We start from the raw sequence: 18,617 nt of genomic DNA, 5'->3' as shown, positions 1-18,617 counted from the left end.
TTGCTCGACCGGCTACGTCGCGAGCGCGGCCGATCTGTTGAAGACGATGGTCACCCGCGTTCCTTTGCCGGGGGCAGAATCCACCTCGAACCGGGCTTTGGCATTTTCGATCAGTGATTGAGCGATCAATGCTCCGAGCTTGCCGGGTTTCGGCCAGGTCTCGCCTTCGGGCAGGCCGATGCCGTCATCGGCGACCACGACGCGAAAACCATCGTCGTCGACAACACTCCGCAGCGTGATCGTCCCGCCTTCGCGATCCAGAAAGGCGTGTTTTAGCGCGTTCGTCAAAAGCTCATTGGCCACCAGACCCGTTGGCATCGCCACATTGATGGACACCGGATAGGTGTCGACCTTCATGTCCAGCCGGATGCCTTGCACGGCGTGCGAGGTCATCACGGCGGAAGCGATCTGGCTGAGATAGACGCCAAGGTCCACTTCGGCTTTCTGTTCGTCGACCGACAGCGTCTGGTAGAGAATTGCGAGCGCATCGACGCGGCCGGCGAGGCGCTCGAAACGTTTCTGATCGGGCGACGCCGCGCTGCGAGCCTCCAATCTGATGAGAGCTGTGATCATCTGGAGATTGTTCTTCATCCGATGCTGCAACTCGCGCAGCAGCATGTCCTTTTCCCGGATGCGTTGTTCGAAGGCTTCGCTGTCACTTGCCTTGTGCGCGGTAACATCGACAAGGGCGACCAGTCGAAAGGACGGTCGCCCGCGCTCGTCCTCGATCAGGTTCGAATACACATCGATGATGACCGGCGCTGTGTCGGCACGTTGCAGGCTAAAGGTTCCCGCCCGGTCGATGTCCTCGACGATGGCGCGGGCCAGCGACCGGTCCTTGTTCTCGCCCAAGCCTTCTCCGCTCAGTGCAGCCCAGTTGCGGCGCTCCAGTTCTGCGACGGAAACGCCCGACAATTTCTGGAACTCGGAATTGACATAGACAACACGTTCATCGCCGCTCAAATCGGAAATTGCGATCGCAATCGGCAGCTGGTCGAGGAACCGCTTGTAACCGTCACTGTCCAGGGCGCCCGCCAGATCGAGGTTGTCGAGCAATTGCTGGAGCTGCTCGGTTTTTTCAGCTTCGGCGGACATTCCAGGCTTTCGGTCTTCGGGTGGGACCATGATTAATATCAGGTCACTCGCCAACTGCGAAGTCCGCTCATTGTCGCGCGGAGCCGAGATCGTGGTTGAGAAGCGTCTGAAGGCTCAGCTCGAATGGCTCTGCTCGACCAGATGGTATTTGTACCGGTCGCGAATATGTTCGTTGAAGAACCGGCCCTTTGACAAGGCTTTGCGGAATGCCGCGTGGACCTGCGGCGGCACGTCCTCGTAGTCATAGCGGTTTCCGCTGGGGACGAACCATACCGAGAGTACCCTCGTCGCCGGCTGGTAATCGATGTTTCTGATCGCAGTTGAAGGCATCCTCGACAGGTCCAATGCTCGGCAGTGCTCCGTTCCATGCCGCCGTGTGAATAACCCTGCACGGAGGGCGAGGTTCCTTGCTGCCGAAGCAGCCTTGCCGCTACGGGCCGGCTTCACCAAATACGGTTGATGCCATCGCCCAAGACATCGGCTGCCCGCCAGGGCGATCTCTTTGCCGCCACCGACGACCTGCCGGAAGGATTTCACTACCAGCCTGAAATGATCACGCCGGAGGAAGAAGCAGCGTTGGCGAGCCAGCTGGCAAGCCTGCCTTTTCAGGCCTTCGACTTTCACGGCCATCTGGCAAACCGGCGGGTGGTCGGCTTCGGGCTGCGTTACGACTACGACCGGCGCGAAGTCGTCGAGGCACCGCCGATACCCGGCTTTCTGCTGCCGCTCAGGGAAAAGGTTGCAGCCTTTGCCCGCCTGCCGGCCGAGACCTTCGTGCAGGTGCTGATCAACGAATACCGGCCGGGCGCCGGTATCGGCTGGCACCGCGATAAGCCTCATTTCGAGGCGGTCGCCGGCGTTTCCCTGCTGGCCGCCTGCAGCTTCCGCCTGCGCCGGAAAAACGGCACGCGATGGGATCGCAAGACGGTCACCGTCGAGCCAAGGTCGGCCTATCTGATGACGGGCGCTGCGCGCAGCGAATGGGAGCACAGCATTCCGCCGGTTGCCGAGCATCGCTATTCGATCACGTTGCGCACACTGCGCGCTCAAATTCGCTTGGGATAGCACGGTGAGGCAAGCCGGCGCAGCCCTGAACTACCAAGCCGATACGGTTCATCGGTCGCCATGCCGACCGGCAAAATCCGCCAGCATGGCGCGCTGGCCTTTCAGAATCTTGAGGTTGGCTTCCGGCAGGGAGAACCAGCCCGCTCTGTCGACTTCGGCAAATTCCTTCATCGAGCCGGACCGTGGTGGCCATTCCATGACGAAGGTGTTGCTGCTTATGGCGTCGCTGTCGAAGTCTGCTTCGACGCACCATGCGACGACGAGCTTGCCGCCCGGCTGCCGATAGCTGCCAAGGTGTTCGAAAACTCCATCGATGGCGATGCCGAGCTCCTCTTCGGCTTCGCGTTTGGCCGCCGTCAGCTCGTCCTCGTTCTCGTCGACCAAGCCCTTCGGGATCGACCATGCGCCGTCGTCTTTCTTCGCCCAGAATGGGCCGCCCGGATGCACCAGCAACACCTGAAGTGAACCTCGGCTTTGGCGATAAATGAGCAACCCTGCGCTGCGTTTGGCCATTCCGCTATTCCCCTGACGAAAATCAAACGAACGTTCTCGTCCTGGCCGGCATGTGGAGCAGCCTCCCACGGCGGAACGATTTCTGCTCGCAGCCGTTCCGTCCGTTCGGCAAATGAGTGTGATTGACATGGCGACGCCGCGAGCTGCCTGGAAGGGCTTTATGAAAGTCGGATCGGTTTCCTGTGGCGTCAAGATTATCGGCGCCGTCAGCGAGTCCGAGAAAGTGCATTTCAGGATCCTGAACCGCAAGGACGGTCTCCCCGTCAAGAGCGCTTATATCGACGAGGAGACCGGCGACACGGTGGAGGCTGCCGACCAGGTAAAGGGCTATGAGGTCGAGAAGGGCGAATTCATCCGCATAGAGCCGGACGAAATCAAGAAACTAAAGATGGTGTCGCAGCACACGCTCGAGATCGGGGAGTTTGTGCCTACCGCCGAAATCGACGCACGCTACCTCGAAAAGCCCTATTATCTGGTCCCGGCCGATGTGCCCTCCACGGAGGCATTCGCGGTGATCCGGGACGCCATGGCCAGGAAGAAAGTGGCAGCCCGGTCCTGCGTCGTGCTGTACCAGCGTGGCCGAGAGGTGCTGATCCAGCCGCTGGGCAAGGGCATGGTGATGACGGAATTACGCAACCACAATGAAGTGGTCGCGGCGGACACGGTGTTCGAAGGGCTGAAGGCTCGCAAGGTCGATCCCGAGATGCTGGAAATCGCGCAATTGCTGATCGACAAGAAGCCGGCCAAATTCGACCCGTCGAAGTTCGAAGACACTTATGAACAGGCGCTGGTTGCGATGATCGAAGCCAAGCGCAAGGGCAAGAAACCGCCCAAGCCGGCACCCGAGCCGAGGACGAACGTCGTCAATCTCGCCGATGTTCTGCGCAAGAGCCTGGCGCAGGAGGGCGGCAAGGCTCCGAACAAAAGTCCGAGGGCGGCGGCGAAACGCAAATCGGCCTGAATGTCCGAAAGCAGATCGAACGGAACCGAAAACACTCGCACGCATTTAGATGACGTAGCAATCCGTCGGCAAGCTAAGCGGAGCGGGGGACTGGTGGACGTCGTTGAACTAAGGACTGGCGGAATCCCGCAAGTTTCTTCCGCCGACCTGATGCAGGCGTTGCCTGTGGCCGTCTACACCACCGACAGACAAGGCTACATCACCTTCTTCAACGAAGCCGCTGCCGATCTCTGGGGACATCGTCCGATGCTTGGCCAGGACCGCTGGTGCGGTTCATGGAAGCTTCGCCACCTTGACGGGCGACCGATGGCGCACGACGAATGTCCGATGGCCGTTGCCTTGCTGGAGGAGCGGGACGTTCGTGGGGGCCGGGCGATCGCCGAGCGGCCGGACGGCCAGTTCATCCCGTTCAGCGCGCACCCGGTCCTGCTTCGCAATGTACGCGGCGAGGTCGTCGGCGCCATCAACACCTTGCTCGACCTGCGCACCCAGGCGCTGGCTGACGACGCCGGCATAAGGCTCGCTGCCATCGTCGAATCCTCGATGGACGCGATCGTGTCGAAAGACCTGAACGGCATTATCACCAGTTGGAACGACGCGGCACAGCGCCTGTTCGGCTACACGCCCGCCGAGGCGATCGGGCGCCCGGTGACGATCCTCATCCCGCCCGACCACCTGGATGAGGAAGCCATGATCATCAGCCGCATTCGCGTCGGCGAACGGATTCCCTCATACGAGACGATCCGGCAGCGCAAGGACGGCACCCTGGTACCGGTTTCGCTCACCATCTCGCCGATACGCGACGGCATCGGTCGTATCATCGGCGCCTCCAAGATCGCGCGCGACATCAGCCCGCACAAGGAGAGCGAACGGCGCATCCGCACCCTCATGCGCGAAGTCAACCACCGCGTCAAAAACCAGTATTCGGTGATCGTCTCGATGATCCGCGAGACCAGCAAGCTGGCGGGGACGCCCGAGGCTTTCCTTTCACAGGTCCGGGAACGCATCATGGCGCTGTCGGAGTCGCACGATCTGCTGGTCGATGCCGAATGGCGTGGCGCGACTATCGGCGAATTGATCCATGCCCAGACCAAGGCCTTCGCGACACAGGCCCGTCTGACGATGAGCGGGCCGATGATCATGCTGCAGCCGAACGCGGTGCAATATCTCGGCATTGCCTTTCACGAGCTGGCCACCAATTCGGTAAAGCACGGAGCACTGTCGTACTATGACGGACGGGTCGAGGTCGAATGGACCGTGACGTCAGCCGCCGACGGCAGCGATGGCTTCCGCCTTGTCTGGCGGGAACTGGACGGACCATTGGTCGATGAAAACGCGCGACGCGGTTTCGGAACGGTTGTGCTCAAACGCGTCACGCCGCAGGCGCTCAGCGGCACGGGCCGCCTGGAATTCGCCAGGCACGGCATCACCTGGACGCTGGAAGCGCCGCTGCGCTTCGTTCAGATGTCGACGGCCGGCATCGCGGCTGATTAAAGGCCGCTACCTCGGCCGCGGCTTGGCGGCCGTCTGGCAGCGCAATCCCTATGGTAGCAATCAGGAGGAGCAGCGATGAGTTGGCTGGGCACCTGGCGGAACCAGTACGGGTCGGTCGTCGAACTGACCAGCGAAGAGGGCGGACGGATCAGCGGAACCTTCAGGACGGCGCTGGAGGACAGCGCCTTCTTCGGCATGACCGTGCCGCTGTTCGGAGCCTGCCATGGAGACGTCATCGGATTCACCTGCGCGGCCGAAGGGCGGGTCGGAGCCGCGGCGGTGAGCTATACCGGGATACTCAGGAACGGGAAGCTGGAGATGCTGTGGCACACCGTTGCAGATGCCGCTTTGTCGGCGGAAAAGGAAGGTGCCCCGGCCCGTGCCAGGAAACTCCCCGCCTGGCGCGCGTTTGGAACCAGCCTCGACAGTTTTGAACGCGTCGCCTGACTATCGCGCCCGCCACCGCGGCACTCAGCGCGCAGGCGAGGCAGTAGGGTCCCGCGGCGCGTAGGAACTCGCACTGACGATGGCGCGTTGGTGCGCCAGGACATGCGCTGTTCGTTACGGGGATCGACCCAATGAGCGTGCTTTATCGCGCAGCAAAAATCGCCGAACAGGCTCATGCCGGGCAGACGGACAAGACAGGGCGGCCTTATATCGAACATTGCCGCCGGGTCGTCGATGCCGTCGAAACGCTCGACCAGAAAGCCATTGCCTATCTTCACGATGTCATCGAAAAAGGCGACGGCTGGAACCGCGACCGGCTTGAGGCGGCCGGGTTCGGGCCGTCCATCGTGTCTGCCATCGACGCCATGACGCGGCTGCCGAACGAGGACGATGCCGCTTTCGTTCGCAGGGCCGCGGTCAATCCGTTGGCATTGCCGGTCAAGCGCGCCGATCTTGTCGACAATCTATGGCAGGCACGGCAGATCGGGGCGTCGACAGCGAAATACGAAGACGGCTTGCGTATTCTCAGAGAAGAGTTCTCGAGCTGACGGAAGGCTGGCGCCTGTCGCTGATTTGGATCTATTCGGTGACGTGCGGCGTATGCCGCTTGTCCTCCGCGGGATCGGCCTCGATCCGCGCCCTGCCGGGATCGAACGCGCCGTGGCGGGCGATCGCCAATGCCGGGGTGTCGGGCGTCTCGTAGGCCCACATGAAGTCTTCTGCCGACGAACCGACCGCATGAACACGCCAATAGCTTGCCGTGCCCTTCAGCGGGCTGTGGCTCGTTGTGTTCGCCTTCTCCAGAAGGTCGAAATAGATGTCCTCGAAGGGTATGTAGAAGACAGGATCATGGCCGTCTTCGTAGAGCAGCTTTGCCCGGTCGCTCGACGCAATAATCGCGTCGGAGAACCGAACGGTTACGGTTCCGTCGAACGGGACAATGCTGAGCGGGCCTGGCCGGGGGGCGGAATTTGCGGCTAAGGGCTGCATTCGACTTCTCCGTTGACTGCGCTGCCCTCCCGAAACGTGTTGTTGCCCGTCAGGGTTCCAGACGGCGGGCGCGCCGAGGCCGGTGGTGGAACGGTTTTGCAAGGTCGCCGTTGTTTCAGACCTCCGCACGCGCCATAATCGCAATGGCCGCCACTCACCGACTCAACAGCAAATGGATCACATGCTGGATCGATCGCCTACCCTTCCAAGGTCGCTTGGCGCTGCGCTGCGAAGGGAAGTGCCGCGGTTTGCCGCGCCCGGCAATGAAATTTCGTGCACCACGGTCGCATCCTACAATGTGCATAAATGCGTCGGCACCGACGGCAGGTTCGATCCGGAGCGGGTCGCAGCCGTGGTTAGGGAACTCGATGCCGATATCATTGCCTTGCAGGAGGCCGACGAAAGAACCGGAAGCAGGCAGGGATTGCTGGATCTCGCAGCGCTCGAGCGGGACAGCGATCTCGTCCCCACCCATGTCCCGGAAAACCGCCGCAGCCATGGCTGGCACGGAAATCTGATCCTGGCACGCCGTGGCGTGGTCGAAAGCGTGAACCAGCTCCGGCTGCCCGGCCTCGAGCCGCGCGGTGCGGTCATCGTGGACCTGGAACTGAAGGGCGTTTCGCTCAGGATCATAGCCGCACATTTTGGCTTGCTGCGGCGGTCGCGCTCGCAGCAGGCCAACGCGCTGGTCGAAGCCACGCACCCGGTTCTGCGGCCAACAATCCTGCTTGGCGACCTCAACGAATGGCGCGTCCGCAACAGGTCTTCGCTGCTGGCCCTGCTTCCGCATTTCGGTCCGATCGATGCGGTTCTGCCGAGCTTTCCGTCGCGCTTTCCGCTGTTTGCGCTCGACCGCATCCTGGCCAGGCCGCCGCACCTGATTTCCAGCATCGAGGTGCACAAGACGCCGCTGGCGCAACGGGCTTCCGATCATCTGCCGATCAAGGCCCGGCTGAACCTGGACGCGATACGTCAGCCGCGACTGCAACCAGAATGACCCTGAAGGGTTGTTAGTCAGATTTCAGACGGTTTGCTTCGCTGATGTTTGCCGGTGCACTTCATGGATACAGCCATTTCGCGGTTTGCCCGGGACAAGATCGCTGCCGGCAATAGCGGGCTGCTGCTGATCGCCGACAATTATGACGCGTTTGCCGCGCGAATCCTTGCTGCGCGCAGTGCCACAAGCAGCCTCGACCTGATGTACTATCTCTGGCACGACGACCATAGCGGCCGGCTGCTGATGCAGGAGGTCGTCAAGGCGGCGGAGCGCGGTGTCCGCGTCCGCATGCTGCTGGACGATATAAATCCGCGCAACAGCGACGCCGCTTACCTGGCGCTCAACAGCTACAAGAACATCGAGCTGAGGCTGTTCAACCCGAGCGGCATGAGGAACGGCAGCATCTTTCGCTCGCTGGAGATGGTCGCCCGGCTGTTTGCGATGACCCGCCGCATGCACAACAAGGCCTGGATCGCCGATGAGGGCTTGGCCATCGTCGGCGGAAGAAATATCGGCGATGCCTATTTCGACGCTGCGGAGACGAATTTTCGCGATCTCGACCTGTTGCTTCTCGGTCCTGCCGTAGGGCAGACGATGCAGATCTTCGAGGCGTTCTGGAATTGCGAGGCAGCAACGCCGATCCAGCTGCTCAGTCCAGCTGCGGCGGGCTCGCGCGCCGATTTCCTCGACAATCCCGACGCGACCGCGGACGGCCGGCTGTTGAACAGCCTCAGTGCCTGGCGCACGATCACGGAGTTCATTGCAGCACACAGCGACGTCTGCTGGACGAAAGGCGTTCGCGTCATTTCCGATCCGCCGGAAAAGGTGCGCGGCAAAAGGCGCAGGAACTGGCTGACCAAGGAGCTGCTTCCCGCTATCGCGGCCACCAGGCAGCGCCTCGAAATTGTCTCGCCCTATTTCATCCCCAGCCGCACCGGGTTGGCCATCCTGTCGAAGCTGGTGGGCCGTGGCGCCGAGGTTGCAGTACTGACCAACTCGCTCGCCGCGACGGACGTCGCCGCCGTGCACGGCGCCTATGCCAAATACCGCCGCAAGCTGCTTAAAAAGGGTATCCAGCTTTTCGAATTGCAGCCCTTCGACCGTCAGGCCAACATCTCCGTTTTCGGTTCAAAGGGAGCCAGCCTCCACACCAAGGCCTTCACGGTCGACGATACGCTGGGGTTTGTCGGTTCCTTCAATTTCGACCCACGTTCGGTGTCGTTGAATGCGGAAATGGGCGTGCTTTTCCACGATACCAATCTGGTGATGGAGTTGCGCCGGCTGTTCGAGCACGAAAAATCACCGCAGACGAGCTATCAGCTGGTCCTGGACAAAGGCGCCTTGCGGTGGCTCGGCATGGCGGATGGCGAGATGCGGCAATATTCGCGTGAACCCGAGGCCAGTCTCTATCGGCGCATCGTTGCAGCGCTGGTTGGATGCCTGCCGATCGAATCGCAATTGTAAAAGCGACGGATTTGCAACTCATTGTCGGAACGGAACGCTTTGTCGGAACGCAACTCGGGGATCACGAGTTGTAAGCCGTATCCGGAGCATGCCTATGAAGACCACCATATACAGTTTTCTTGCTGAGCTCTTGCCGTTCTGGATGGCGCATAAACGCAAAATGCGCGCCGACCGCGCCGCTGAGTGGCCGACGCGACCGGCTGCTGCGGACGACGATGGTCGGCTGTCTGGCGATCCTAGTCGAGCAACACCGGCGCGGCGGCGCAACACGTCCTAAGGGCGGGATGCCTTCAAATTAGATCCCGCTCCAACTGTCTGGCTAGCCGCATTTCCGCGACGCCAAGTGATCCCATTTGGCTGCAGAAGCTCTAGCCCTAGGCGATCACGCTATCGTCAAGTGTCGCTATTCGAAATCCGGCGTTACCAAGCATCCATTTTGCAGCACGTACGTTAATGTGCACTACAGGTTGCCGCTATAGGTGAGCGCCATGAGTGCTAGTGCGATAGAATTCTTGCAGGACTGGATCCACGAAAACGTTCATCTACCGCCGCCTTCGATCAAGCTTGAAAAGGAGGCGGAAATCCTCGCCAGGGAATGCAAGGAAGAGGCGGCCGACGCCGGCGTGCCCATAGAAGACATCGAGGAAGAGGTTGGCGACCTCAAGGACCTGCTCGTCGCCAAGCTTGAAGACGCAGCCGAGGACGAGGCCAGGCAGCTCAACGGCAAGGGGCGCGACATGAATAGGACGGATGGAGCCAACGGGCCGGCGACCCTGCAGAACAATCTGTGACTCAGGGCGGGTCGAACGAATGCGCCGCTGAGGGAGCCGCAATCTCCTAGGCTTTTCAGCGGGTCCGTACTGCAGCCGGTGCCGTGGGTTAGACTCCGCACGATCCGCCCGGGCTGAAGGAACGACCTGGTCGCATAAACCTTTTCGCCGGACACGCGTTGTTGGGTTTCAAGCCAGGGAGATGACCATGCAGATGAAATCGGAAATCGCCGGCGAGGCCGCCAAGCAACGGCACATCCAGCGCCGCATCGACGAGAGAGACAAGTCCAAGTCCAATGGCAAGCAAAAAGGCGCTATGCAGGCCGGTGCCCGCAAATATCCCGAGCCGCCCTTCCCCGAGCAGCACCAGCCGAAGCCGGGGCATGAATGGGCGATCGAGCCGGCACCGCTTTACGATGCGCCGTACTATATCGGATCGAAAAAGCTCGACGGTAAAGTGGCCGTCATTACCGGCGGCGACTCAGGCATCGGCCGTGCGGTGGCCGTGCTCTATGCGCGTGAAGGCGCCGATGTGGCGATCATCTATCTCTCGGAGGACAAGGACGCCGAAGAGACCAAAAGGGCCGTCGAAGCGGAAGGCCAGCGCTGCATCCTGATCAAGGCCGACGTCAGCGAACGCGACCACTGCCACAACGCGGTGGCTGAGATCGTACAGGAGTTTGGGCGGATCGACGTGCTGGTCAACAACGCCGCTTTCCAGATCCATTCCAGCGATTTCAGCGAGCTGACCGAGGAGCATTTCGACACGACGCTGAAGACCAACCTCTACGGCTATTTCCACATGGCGCAGGAGGCCGTGCCGCACATGAAAGCCGGTTCGGCGATCATCAATACCGGCTCCGTGACCGGCATCGAGGGCTCGAAGCAACTGGTCGATTACTCCATGACCAAGGGCGGCATTCATGCCTTCACCCGCGCGCTCTCGGGCAACCTTGTCGAGAAGGGCATAAGGGTCAACGCCGTGGCGCCAGGCCCGGTTTGGACGCCGCTCAACCCCTCGGACAAGGAAGCCGGCGATGTCTCGAAATTTGGCGCCGATACGCCGATGAAGCGGCCGGCGCAGCCGGAAGAGATCGCGCCGGCCTACGTGTTCCTCGCCTCGCCACACTGCTCGAGCTACATCACCGGCGAGATATTGCCGATCGTCGGCGGCTACTGACGGCATGTATTTCATTGCCCTGGCCACTGACTATGACGGCACGCTGGCGCATGAAGGGCTCGTTGCCGAGAAGACGCTTGCGGCGCTTGAACGCTTCAAGAAGAGCGGCCGCAAACTCATTCTCGTGACCGGGCGCGAGCTGCCCGACCTCAAACGCGTCTTTCCCGAAGTCGCGATCTTCGACAAGGTGGTCGCGGAAAACGGGGCGCTGATCTACACGCCGGCCAGCGAGGAGGAGCGGACGATATCTCCGCCGCCCGCCCCCGAGTTCATCGCCAAACTCAGGAAACGCGGTGTCAAACCGCTTTCGGTCGGACGCTCGATCGTCGCAACCTGGGAACCGCATCAGACTACCGCGCTCGAGGTCATCCAGAAATTGGGGCTGGAGCTGGAAATCATTTTCAACAAAGGCGCGGTGATGATCCTGCCCAGCGGCATCAACAAGGCGACGGGGCTGACAGCCGCGCTTCAGGACCTCAGATTGTCGCCGCACAACGTCGTCGGTGTCGGCGACGCCGAAAACGACCATGCCTTCCTGCGCGCCTGCGGCTTCAGCGTCGCCGTCGACAACGCACTGCCGGCAGTCAAGAGTACGGCGGATCTCGTGACACGCGGCGCGCGCGGAAAAGGCGTCGAGGAGCTGATCGCCAAGGTGGTCGAGCGCGACCGCGAGCTTGTGCCAAGCCGCGACGGCATTCTGCTTGGCTCGGAGGATGGCAAGGAGGTGTATCTATCGCCAACCGATACGGTGCTGATCGCCGGCAGCTCCGGCATCGGCAAATCGACCCTGGCGACCGCATTGACGGAGCGCTTCGTCGAGAGAAAGTTCCAGTTCTGCATCTTCGATCCGGAAGGCGACTATGACGGCCTCGAAGGCGCCGTCCGGCTGGGCGACGGCTCGAACGCGCCGACGAAGACGCAACTGCTCGATCTCCTGGAGAAGCCGGACAACAATCTGGTCGTCAATGGCCTGGCGCTGCGCGTCAACGAGCGGCCGGACTTCTTTGCCGACCTGCTGCCGGGCCTTGGCGGTGTTCGCTTCCGCACCGCACGACCACACTGGCTGATCATCGACGAGGCGCATCACCTGTTGCCGAAGCGGCGCGACGACACGCCAATGGTGCTGGCCATGGAATTGCCGGGCACGATCCTGATCACGGTTCATCCGGACGCGATCTCAACCGAGGCATTGCGGCTGGTCACCGCCGTCATCGCACTCGGTCCCAAGGCGAAAAAGGTCATCAAGACGTTCTGTCGCGAGACCGGCACCGAACCGCCAAAGGACAAGGACCTGAACTCTCCAAAAGACGAGCGCGTGCTGTTCTGGCGGCCGCAGGCGCGCAAGAAGCCTGCCATGGTCGAGCCGATCGAGCCGCGACAGTCGCTCAAGCGCCACAGCCGAAAATATGCCGAGGGTCAGCTCGACGAGAAGGGCAGCTTCTATTTCCGCGGCCCCGACAATGCGATGAACCTCCGCGCCCATAATCTGATGATTTTCGCCCAGATCGCCGAAGGCATCGACGACAAGACCTGGGAACATCATCTGCGCGCCGGCGACTATTCCGAATGGTTTCGCCACCAGATCAGGGACAAGGAACTGGCATGCGAAACGGCCGAAGCGGAGAAAGACGGCACACTTTCGGCGCAAGAGAGCCGCAACCACGTCCTCGACGCCGTGCGCCGCCGCTATACCGCGCCCGCAACCGCGCCAAAGGAATAGATGCAGACGCTGCCCAGCCGTGGAACCTCATCCGCCAAACGAGATTGTGTTCTATCGGGCGCCCGATCTATTCAATGCCGAACAAGTGCCCCCGGAAGGAGACGATGGATGAGCAACGACCGGGACAAGGATGGTCCTGTCTTTTCGGCGGAACAGGCGCGGCAGGGCGAGATCATCCTGCGGACGCGGGCGCGCCGGATCATTTTCATCGCCGGCCTGGTGGGTCTCGTCTTGCTGGCATGGCTGGTGTGGTGGATTTGAATTCCTGACGGCTGGAGCGAAATCATGAAATCACAGCTTGTTGCCGAAAGCGCCGGACAGAGAACGTTCGTCGTTGTGCTTGATCCCGGCGAAGAGGCGTTTGCGCAGCTGACGTCGTTTGCGGTCGACCGTGGCGTCGGCAGTGCGTCGCTGACCGCGCTTGGCGCTTTCGAAAGCGCAACCGTCGGCTGGTTCGACCCTGGCGAAAGGACCTACCGGAAAATCCCCGTCCGGGAACAGTGTGAAGTGCTGAGCGCGATCGGCGATGTTGCCATCGGCGACGACGGCAGGCCCAGCCTGCACGTCCACGCAGTCCTTGGATTGAGTGACGGCACCACGAGGGGCGGTCATCTGCTGGACGGCATCGTGCGGCCGACGCTCGAGGTCACATTGGTGGAGACGCCTGGCCATCTGCGCCGGAGGCACCGTCCCGAACTCGGCGTCGCCCTGATCGACTTGGAGGCTTGATCCGACCCGATCACTTCGCTGATTTAACTGCGGCTTTCTCGGGGGCGCCTTCCCAACCGAAAACGCTGCGGCCGCCGAGCAGATGCGATTGCTCGAACTCCCCGGCGACGATTTCCTTCAGGCTTGGACCGGTGACATAGCGCTCCACCTGCCGCGACTGGTCGTCCAGCCGCCGCAACGCGCCGATCTCTTCGTCACGGCCGAGCCTGGCCTTCTGCACTGCCGACTTCAGTACGCCGATCGTCTCGTCATAGACCTTCAGCGGCACCGGGAACGGGTGCCTGTCCTTGCCGCCATGCGCCAGCGAGAAACGTCCGGGATCGGAAAAGCGGCACGGCGCGCCATGCACGACTTCGGCGACCAGCGCCAGCGCCCGCACAGTGCGCGCGCCGACATTGGGCACCAGGAGAAGCCCGGCGAAATCTGTCGGGCCGCGCTCGGCCGCCGCCGCGATGTTGCCGTGCAGGCGGCGCATGACGACATCGCTTTCGCGTACATCGTGGTGCGCCGGCATCACCAGATGCGGCAGCAGCTTTTGTGCCGGCTCCGGCGCTGGCGCTGAACCCCGCTCCAAAGCGGCAAGCTCCCTCACGATGCGATCCGGTCCAAGGTCGCGCAGAAGGTCCAGTTGTCCCTGGCGCGACGCTTCGGCGCGGCGGTCGGTCAGGTTGACGATCTCGCCCTGGTTGGCGCCCTCGATGGCAGCATGCGGCTGGTCGACAAAGCTCGTCAGGCCCTCGGACAGCCAGTGATAGCGGCGTGCCACCTTGCTGTCGCCGTTCATGCCTTGCTGCACCACCACCCACTTGCCGTCGTCGGTGACGATAAAGCCGTGCAGATAGAGATCGAAACCGTCCTGGACCGCAGCGCTGTCCACCTTGGCGACAAGCCGGCTGGCGGTCGCGAGGCCTTGCCCGTCGAGGCCGACGCGCTCACCGATCAGGGCAAGCTCATGCGGGGTCTTGCGCGAATGCGCGCCGCGGCCGCCGCAAACGTGGATGCCGAGTTCGCCGGAAAGCGGCGACAGGCCGCGCTTCAACGCTCCGACGACGCTGGTGGTGATGCCGGAAGAGTGCCAGTCCATCCCCATCACGGCGCCAAAGGACTGGAACCAGAACGGATGCGCCAGCCGGCGCAGCAGTTCATCGCGGCCGTAATGGTGGATGATCGCTTCGCACATGACCGCGCCAAGCCGCGTCATGCGGTCGCCGAGCCATTTCGGTACGCGCCCGCCGTGAAGTGGAAGATCAGCACTTCCCGATCGCTGTGCCACGCTCTTTTGCTTGCTCCTTGAGTCCTGCCTCGACAGATAGATAGATATCGAAAGCGCCGCGAAGAAGCGATGGCCTGAATTCAGGCCGCGATCGTTGCAAGCCGGCGTTTCCGTGAAACGATGAACCGCTCTAGCGGGCAGGTTCGCTGAGGAGATCAAACTTCTGGATCTCGCAATGCTCGCCCACCGATGCCAGCAGATCCATTGGCGGTGCGCCAGTGTCCGGCCGCCTCCAACTGATCTCGAACGAGAATACGGGGTCCTTGATATCCGGGCGCCTCTCTATCGCGACGAGGCGTGCCCGGTAGCCAAGCGGCCCGATCATCGTATCGAGTTCCTGTCGGGCTGCGGCCTTCCACGTCACCGCCAACTGGGCGTGGTGTTCGCGCGACATTCGAAGATCCACCCATTTCAGGACCAGCAAGGTGGCCAGCGTCAGCGCCGTGCCGGCCGCGCCCAAGCCGTATTGGCCACCACCGAAAGCCAATCCGATTGCCGTCATCACCCACAACGTGGCCGCCGTGGTGACGCCGCTGACAAGATTGCCGCGGCGAAGAATGGCGCCACCGCCGATAAAGCCGACGCCGGTCAGCACGCCCAGCGGAAAGCGCAAGACGTCCATCGATGCAAACGAATCCGGGTGCTTGCCTACGGTCCCCAGCAGAATGCTGGCCTGGATCATTGCGATGGCAGCGGCTAACCCGACCAGCACGGTGGTGCGTAGCCCCGCCGCGTGCCCGCGCGCCTCGCGGTTGAGGCCTATCAACAGGCCGGCGAGCGCGGTCAGAAGCAACCGTGCCGCGATGTCCTGCCAGACCGGAACAACGAGGACCATCGCGGTCACCCGTCAGGCCAAGCGCGGCTGGCCAGGAATAGCGCCATGGTCAAAGCGAACAAGGGCAAGAGCGTCTTCATCGCAAATTCTTTTCGTCGATAAGCAACAAACGATGCGCCTGGATTTTGGTTGCGCCGCCGACGATTCACCCCGGCGATGGGCAGCGGCGGAACAAAACCTTCGGCCTGCGGGTTGGTGGGTTCACGCCAACGAAGGATTTGCAGTCATGGTCCGCTTGCTGCTTGCCGGAGCCGTCGCTTATCTGGCCTATCGCATCACCAAGGAGATCGGTGGGTTCGGCGAGGTCTATCCGCGGTCGCCTTCACCCGACCAAACCGGCCGCAAGGCGCCGAGGCGGCAAAGCGGGGCACAGGGGAATGGCCGACGGCGATAGCGAATGCCTCAGCGGGGCGCGGACCAGCCATGACCGCATTTCCGTTGCCGCTCGACCTTCGTCCGATGGAAGCCAAAGCCGCCGACGCAATTCCTGGCGGCGACGGGCTTTGGCAGTACGAACCGAAATGGGACGGCTTTCGCTGCCTCGTGTTCAAGGGCGACGATGCCGTCGATCTGCGTGCAAAATCGGGCAAGCCGCTTGGCCGCTATTTTCCCGAACTGGTCGCGGTGCTGCGGGACGTGAGCTCGCGACGGTTTGTTGCCGACGGCGAGATTGTCATCGAGGTCGACGGATCGTCCTCGTTCGAGGCCCTGCAAATGCGCCTTCATCCCGCCGAAAGCAGGATCCGCAAGTTGAGCCTGGAGACGCCTGCCATGCTGGTCCTGTTCGACATGCTGGCCGAACCCGGCGGCAGGATCATCATCGAAGAGCCTCTCACCACCAGGAGGCAGGCGATTGAGGCCTTTGTGGCGTCGGCGGCACGGCCCGCACTGCACCTGTCCAGATATACGCACGACGCCGCCACCGCCGAGCGCTGGCTGCAGGGCGCCGGCCACGGCTCGACCGACGGCGTCGTTGCAAAACTGATCGCCGAGCCATACCGGCCCGGCGAGCGCGCCATGGTCAAGGTCAAGCGGCTGCGCACCGCGGATTGCGTGGTCGGCGGCTTTCGCTATCTCGCCGGCAGCAACGAAGTCGGATCCCTGCTGCTCGGGCTCTACAACAATGAAGGCAGGCTGGACCATGTCGGCTTCACCTCGACCATCGGCAAGGACGACCGGGCGGCGCTGACCAGGCGGCTGGAAAAACTGCGGGCCAAACCGGGTTTCACCGGCAAGGCGCCGGGCGGACCAAGCCGCTGGAGCACGGAGCGCAGCGGGCAATGGGAGCCCATAAAACCCGAACTGGTGGTCGAGGTTCGTTTCGACCATGTGACAGGCGACCGGTTCCGGCACGGTACCAAGCTGTTGCGCTGGCGGCCGGACAAGGAACCCCGGCAATGTACGTTCGAGCAGATCGAGTAAGTCCGCTCCGAGGCACCGTTTCAAGGCTCTTGCTGCCCGCTCTACCGTTCATGACGGACCAATGCAGAATTCATCGGTTCGCCGCGGCCAACCGAGCCTTGGCAACCATTTCCGAGGCTCGGTTGTGGTTTTGAGATCAAGCGGCTTCTTGCATTGCTCGTTCGTTGACGCCGCTTTCGCCGAGCTTGGAAAGCGCTTCGTCGGTCGCGACCTCTTCCTTGAGGGTTGCCCTGAGCAGCTCGACAACGTCGCTCTTGCCAAGTTCTTCCGCCCACGCGATCAAAGTGCCGTAGCGAGCGATCTCGTAATGTTCGACAGCCTGCGCCGCGCCGACAAGCCCGGCGTCGAGCGCGGGAGCACCGTTATACTCCTCGAGCACTTCCGAGCCCTCTTCGATGATGCCGTCGATCGCCGGACAGGTCTTGCCGCGGGCCGGCTTGCCGAATTTCTCGAACACCTCCTCGAGGCGGTCGACATGTCCTTCGGTTTCCATGCGGTGTTTCTCAAAGGCGGCGGTCACTTCTTCCGACTCCGCGCCCTTGGCCATTTTGGGCAGCGTTTTCAGTATCTTCTTCTCGGCGTAGTAGAGGTCTTTGAGCCCGTCGAGGAACAGATCCTCAAGGCCCTTGCTTGCCGCCTTCGCGGCCTTTTTCGTGGTCGCCATGATCCTCTCCCGAATGGTTCGTGCCGCCTCGCAAAGTAGAGGCGTCCCATAACCCTCCGACGGGAAACAAGTTCCCTGACGGTCCGGGAGCTTCGAAAATTTTTTCGGACCCCGCTGTCTAGTGTCGCAAGGGGTCTCGACCTGCGGCAGCAATCGGCGAGGAAAGTGCCGTCAGCGCTCGCCGATATGCTCGACCAGGCGGGTATATTCGGCCTCCGCCAGGCCGTAGCCGCCATCGGCCAGTGCGACGAGACCATCGCGATCGCGGATGATAATTTCGCCGCGGCGGGACCGGATGAGCCCTCGCCCCTCAAGCAGCTGCAGCGCGACCGTGACGCCCGGGCGCCTTACGCCAAGCATGATCGACAGGAATTCGTGAGTGATCGTCAGCCGGCCGCCGTCCACCCGATCGTCACACATGAGCAGCCAGCGCGCCAGCCGGTCTTCAAGTTTCGATCGTGCGTTGACCAGCGCGGTATAGCCAGTCTGGACATGCAGATATTGCACGTAGCGCAGCAAGAACAGCCGCAGCGTCGGGCTTTGCGTCAGCGCCGCCTTGAACGGCTCGGCGTCGATCCTGGCGGCCTCTCCGGCCAGCTGCACATAGCAATCATGGACCGTACGGTCGTCGCCCATTATCAGGGCCGAGCCGGTCATACCTTCCAAGCCGACAAGGCCAACTTCCGCATCGCTGCCGTTCGGCATTTTCGCAACCACCGAACCGATGCCGTCCTCGAGGAAATAAATGGCCTCGATCGGCGATCCGGACACTTCGAGCGATTGCCGTAACTCCAGCGAACAGCGCTCGATGTGCGGCTCGAGAGAGGCGAAATCGTCGGCGCTCATCCGGCGCAACAGCTTGTTTCTGTATAGAGTTCTATCGGAAATTGCTGGATCAGACATAGCTAGCCCCAAAACAGGGCAAGAGCTTTCTTATCTCCCAGCCGTCCGCGCCCGGTATAACCTGCGGACGATAGCGCTTATATATGGACTCAAAG

22 protein-coding genes are annotated in these 18,617 nt (G+C 62.0%); 14 read left to right on the top strand and 8 right to left on the bottom strand.

Features of this window, described 5'->3' with window-relative positions:
* Positions 1–12 precede the first annotated feature (12 nt).
* On the bottom strand, positions 13–1,095 hold the full coding sequence (locus NKG60_RS07435; protein ID WP_352663799.1) for a sensor histidine kinase: 1,083 nt from the start codon (positions 1,093–1,095) through the stop codon (positions 13–15).
* A 114-nt stretch (positions 1,096–1,209) separates the two neighbouring features.
* Positions 1,210–1,425, bottom strand: a complete 216-nt coding sequence (locus NKG60_RS07430; RefSeq protein ID WP_352663801.1) for a KTSC domain-containing protein — start codon at positions 1,423–1,425, stop codon at positions 1,210–1,212.
* A 129-nt stretch (positions 1,426–1,554) separates the two neighbouring features.
* Between NKG60_RS07430 and NKG60_RS07425 the strand changes: the two genes are divergently transcribed.
* Entirely contained in the window at positions 1,555–2,160 is a 606-nt protein-coding gene (locus NKG60_RS07425; RefSeq protein ID WP_352663803.1) for an alpha-ketoglutarate-dependent dioxygenase AlkB, read from the top strand.
* A 48-nt stretch (positions 2,161–2,208) separates the two neighbouring features.
* Here NKG60_RS07425 and NKG60_RS07420 read toward each other — a convergent pair whose 3' ends face one another.
* Positions 2,209–2,673, bottom strand: coding sequence for an NUDIX hydrolase (locus NKG60_RS07420; RefSeq protein WP_352663805.1), 465 nt, complete (start codon positions 2,671–2,673; stop codon positions 2,209–2,211).
* A gap of 127 nt (positions 2,674–2,800) precedes the next feature.
* Between NKG60_RS07420 and ku the strand changes: the two genes are divergently transcribed.
* The 4 genes from ku (at position 2,801) to NKG60_RS07400 (ending at position 6,123) form a co-directional block, all read left to right on the top strand.
* The gene (gene ku / locus NKG60_RS07415; RefSeq protein WP_352663951.1) at positions 2,801–3,634 is read left to right on the top strand and encodes a non-homologous end joining protein Ku; all 834 of its coding nucleotides are present in this window, start codon (positions 2,801–2,803) and stop codon (positions 3,632–3,634) included.
* A gap of 93 nt (positions 3,635–3,727) precedes the next feature.
* A complete protein-coding gene (locus NKG60_RS07410; RefSeq protein ID WP_352974696.1) occupies positions 3,728–5,128 on the top strand; it encodes a PAS domain-containing HWE histidine kinase family protein in 1,401 nt (466 codons plus the stop codon).
* 75 nt (positions 5,129–5,203) lie between these two features.
* Entirely contained in the window at positions 5,204–5,575 is a 372-nt protein-coding gene (locus NKG60_RS07405) for an avidin/streptavidin family protein (protein ID WP_352663809.1), read from the top strand.
* Between the two features lie 131 nt (positions 5,576–5,706).
* Positions 5,707–6,123: an HD domain-containing protein gene (locus tag NKG60_RS07400; protein WP_352663811.1), complete on the top strand. Its 417-nt coding sequence runs from the start codon at positions 5,707–5,709 to the stop codon at positions 6,121–6,123.
* Between the two features lie 31 nt (positions 6,124–6,154).
* On the opposite strand, the gene NKG60_RS07395 is transcribed toward NKG60_RS07400, so the two are convergent.
* Positions 6,155–6,565, bottom strand: coding sequence for a DUF427 domain-containing protein (locus tag NKG60_RS07395; RefSeq protein ID WP_352663813.1), 411 nt, complete (start codon positions 6,563–6,565; stop codon positions 6,155–6,157).
* Between the two features lie 181 nt (positions 6,566–6,746).
* On the opposite strand from NKG60_RS07395, the gene NKG60_RS07390 reads away from it, so the two are divergent.
* The 7 genes from NKG60_RS07390 to NKG60_RS07360 all read left to right on the top strand — a co-directional run bounded on the left by NKG60_RS07390 (position 6,747) and on the right by NKG60_RS07360 (position 13,425).
* Positions 6,747–7,562: an endonuclease/exonuclease/phosphatase family protein gene (locus NKG60_RS07390; protein WP_473599676.1), complete on the top strand. Its 816-nt coding sequence runs from the start codon at positions 6,747–6,749 to the stop codon at positions 7,560–7,562.
* 63 nt (positions 7,563–7,625) lie between these two features.
* On the top strand, positions 7,626–9,026 hold the full coding sequence (locus tag NKG60_RS07385) for a phospholipase D family protein (protein ID WP_352663817.1): 1,401 nt from the start codon (positions 7,626–7,628) through the stop codon (positions 9,024–9,026).
* A 488-nt stretch (positions 9,027–9,514) separates the two neighbouring features.
* Positions 9,515–9,817, top strand: coding sequence for a hypothetical protein (locus NKG60_RS07380; protein WP_352663819.1), 303 nt, complete (start codon positions 9,515–9,517; stop codon positions 9,815–9,817).
* Positions 9,818–10,004: 187 nt separating this feature from the next.
* The gene (locus tag NKG60_RS07375; protein ID WP_352663821.1) at positions 10,005–10,976 is read left to right on the top strand and encodes an SDR family oxidoreductase; all 972 of its coding nucleotides are present in this window, start codon (positions 10,005–10,007) and stop codon (positions 10,974–10,976) included.
* A 4-nt stretch (positions 10,977–10,980) separates the two neighbouring features.
* Positions 10,981–12,696, top strand: a complete 1,716-nt coding sequence (locus tag NKG60_RS07370) for an HAD family hydrolase (protein WP_352663823.1) — start codon at positions 10,981–10,983, stop codon at positions 12,694–12,696.
* Between the two features lie 108 nt (positions 12,697–12,804).
* Positions 12,805–12,957 (top strand): peptide ABC transporter permease, encoded by a 153-nt coding sequence (locus NKG60_RS07365; protein ID WP_352663825.1) that lies wholly within the window; start codon positions 12,805–12,807, stop codon positions 12,955–12,957.
* A 24-nt stretch (positions 12,958–12,981) separates the two neighbouring features.
* Complete coding sequence (locus NKG60_RS07360; RefSeq protein ID WP_352663827.1) at positions 12,982–13,425, top strand: PPC domain-containing DNA-binding protein; 444 nt, start codon at positions 12,982–12,984, stop codon at positions 13,423–13,425.
* Positions 13,426–13,435: 10 nt separating this feature from the next.
* Here the strand turns inward: NKG60_RS07360 and NKG60_RS07355 are convergent, their stop codons facing one another.
* Both NKG60_RS07355 and NKG60_RS07350 read right to left on the bottom strand, forming a co-directional pair.
* Complete coding sequence (locus NKG60_RS07355) at positions 13,436–14,698, bottom strand: DUF763 domain-containing protein (RefSeq protein WP_352663829.1); 1,263 nt, start codon at positions 14,696–14,698, stop codon at positions 13,436–13,438.
* 130 nt (positions 14,699–14,828) lie between these two features.
* On the bottom strand, positions 14,829–15,533 hold the full coding sequence (locus NKG60_RS07350) for an MgtC/SapB family protein (RefSeq protein ID WP_352862921.1): 705 nt from the start codon (positions 15,531–15,533) through the stop codon (positions 14,829–14,831).
* A gap of 226 nt (positions 15,534–15,759) precedes the next feature.
* Between NKG60_RS07350 and NKG60_RS07345 the strand changes: the two genes are divergently transcribed.
* Together NKG60_RS07345 and NKG60_RS07340 are read left to right on the top strand one after the other, a co-directional pair.
* On the top strand, positions 15,760–15,927 hold the full coding sequence (locus tag NKG60_RS07345; RefSeq protein WP_352663833.1) for a hypothetical protein: 168 nt from the start codon (positions 15,760–15,762) through the stop codon (positions 15,925–15,927).
* A gap of 29 nt (positions 15,928–15,956) precedes the next feature.
* Positions 15,957–16,955, top strand: a complete 999-nt coding sequence (locus NKG60_RS07340) for an ATP-dependent DNA ligase (protein WP_352663834.1) — start codon at positions 15,957–15,959, stop codon at positions 16,953–16,955.
* 136 nt (positions 16,956–17,091) lie between these two features.
* On the opposite strand, the gene NKG60_RS07335 is transcribed toward NKG60_RS07340, so the two are convergent.
* Both NKG60_RS07335 and NKG60_RS07330 read right to left on the bottom strand, forming a co-directional pair.
* Positions 17,092–17,619, bottom strand: a complete 528-nt coding sequence (locus NKG60_RS07335) for a YciE/YciF ferroxidase family protein (RefSeq protein ID WP_292655403.1) — start codon at positions 17,617–17,619, stop codon at positions 17,092–17,094.
* A 171-nt stretch (positions 17,620–17,790) separates the two neighbouring features.
* Positions 17,791–18,465 (bottom strand): Crp/Fnr family transcriptional regulator, encoded by a 675-nt coding sequence (locus NKG60_RS07330; RefSeq protein WP_352492201.1) that lies wholly within the window; start codon positions 18,463–18,465, stop codon positions 17,791–17,793.
* Between the last annotated feature and the right edge of the window lie 152 nt (positions 18,466–18,617).

The organism is Mesorhizobium sp. M1428 (assembly GCF_040317515.1).
Taxonomy (GTDB): domain Bacteria; phylum Pseudomonadota; class Alphaproteobacteria; order Rhizobiales; family Rhizobiaceae; genus Mesorhizobium.
The sequence above is the reverse complement of the archived record's forward strand: the minus strand, read 5'-3'. Positions and strand labels throughout refer to the sequence as shown.

Bases quoted from the DNA above. Each gene is read 5' to 3' on its own strand.
- NKG60_RS07435 (WP_352663799.1), bottom strand. From the start codon at position 1,095: ATGTCCGCCGAAGCTGAAAAAACCGAGCAGCTCCAGCAATTGCTCGAC.
- NKG60_RS07430 (WP_352663801.1), bottom strand. From the start codon at position 1,425: ATGCCTTCAACTGCGATCAGAAACATCGATTACCAGCCGGCGACGAGG.
- NKG60_RS07425 (WP_352663803.1), top strand. From the start codon at position 1,555: ATGCCATCGCCCAAGACATCGGCTGCCCGCCAGGGCGATCTCTTTGCC.
- NKG60_RS07420 (WP_352663805.1), bottom strand. From the start codon at position 2,673: ATGGCCAAACGCAGCGCAGGGTTGCTCATTTATCGCCAAAGCCGAGGT.
- ku (WP_352663951.1), top strand. From the start codon at position 2,801: ATGGCGACGCCGCGAGCTGCCTGGAAGGGCTTTATGAAAGTCGGATCG.
- NKG60_RS07405 (WP_352663809.1), top strand. From the start codon at position 5,204: ATGAGTTGGCTGGGCACCTGGCGGAACCAGTACGGGTCGGTCGTCGAA.
- NKG60_RS07400 (WP_352663811.1), top strand. From the start codon at position 5,707: ATGAGCGTGCTTTATCGCGCAGCAAAAATCGCCGAACAGGCTCATGCC.
- NKG60_RS07395 (WP_352663813.1), bottom strand. From the start codon at position 6,565: ATGCAGCCCTTAGCCGCAAATTCCGCCCCCCGGCCAGGCCCGCTCAGC.
- NKG60_RS07390 (WP_473599676.1), top strand. From the start codon at position 6,747: ATGCTGGATCGATCGCCTACCCTTCCAAGGTCGCTTGGCGCTGCGCTG.
- NKG60_RS07385 (WP_352663817.1), top strand. From the start codon at position 7,626: ATGGATACAGCCATTTCGCGGTTTGCCCGGGACAAGATCGCTGCCGGC.
- NKG60_RS07380 (WP_352663819.1), top strand. From the start codon at position 9,515: ATGAGTGCTAGTGCGATAGAATTCTTGCAGGACTGGATCCACGAAAAC.
- NKG60_RS07375 (WP_352663821.1), top strand. From the start codon at position 10,005: ATGCAGATGAAATCGGAAATCGCCGGCGAGGCCGCCAAGCAACGGCAC.
- NKG60_RS07370 (WP_352663823.1), top strand. From the start codon at position 10,981: ATGTATTTCATTGCCCTGGCCACTGACTATGACGGCACGCTGGCGCAT.
- NKG60_RS07365 (WP_352663825.1), top strand. From the start codon at position 12,805: ATGAGCAACGACCGGGACAAGGATGGTCCTGTCTTTTCGGCGGAACAG.
- NKG60_RS07360 (WP_352663827.1), top strand. From the start codon at position 12,982: ATGAAATCACAGCTTGTTGCCGAAAGCGCCGGACAGAGAACGTTCGTC.
- NKG60_RS07350 (WP_352862921.1), bottom strand. From the start codon at position 15,533: ATGGTCCTCGTTGTTCCGGTCTGGCAGGACATCGCGGCACGGTTGCTT.
- NKG60_RS07345 (WP_352663833.1), top strand. From the start codon at position 15,760: ATGGTCCGCTTGCTGCTTGCCGGAGCCGTCGCTTATCTGGCCTATCGC.
- NKG60_RS07340 (WP_352663834.1), top strand. From the start codon at position 15,957: ATGACCGCATTTCCGTTGCCGCTCGACCTTCGTCCGATGGAAGCCAAA.
- NKG60_RS07335 (WP_292655403.1), bottom strand. From the start codon at position 17,619: ATGGCGACCACGAAAAAGGCCGCGAAGGCGGCAAGCAAGGGCCTTGAG.
- NKG60_RS07330 (WP_352492201.1), bottom strand. From the start codon at position 18,465: ATGAGCGCCGACGATTTCGCCTCTCTCGAGCCGCACATCGAGCGCTGT.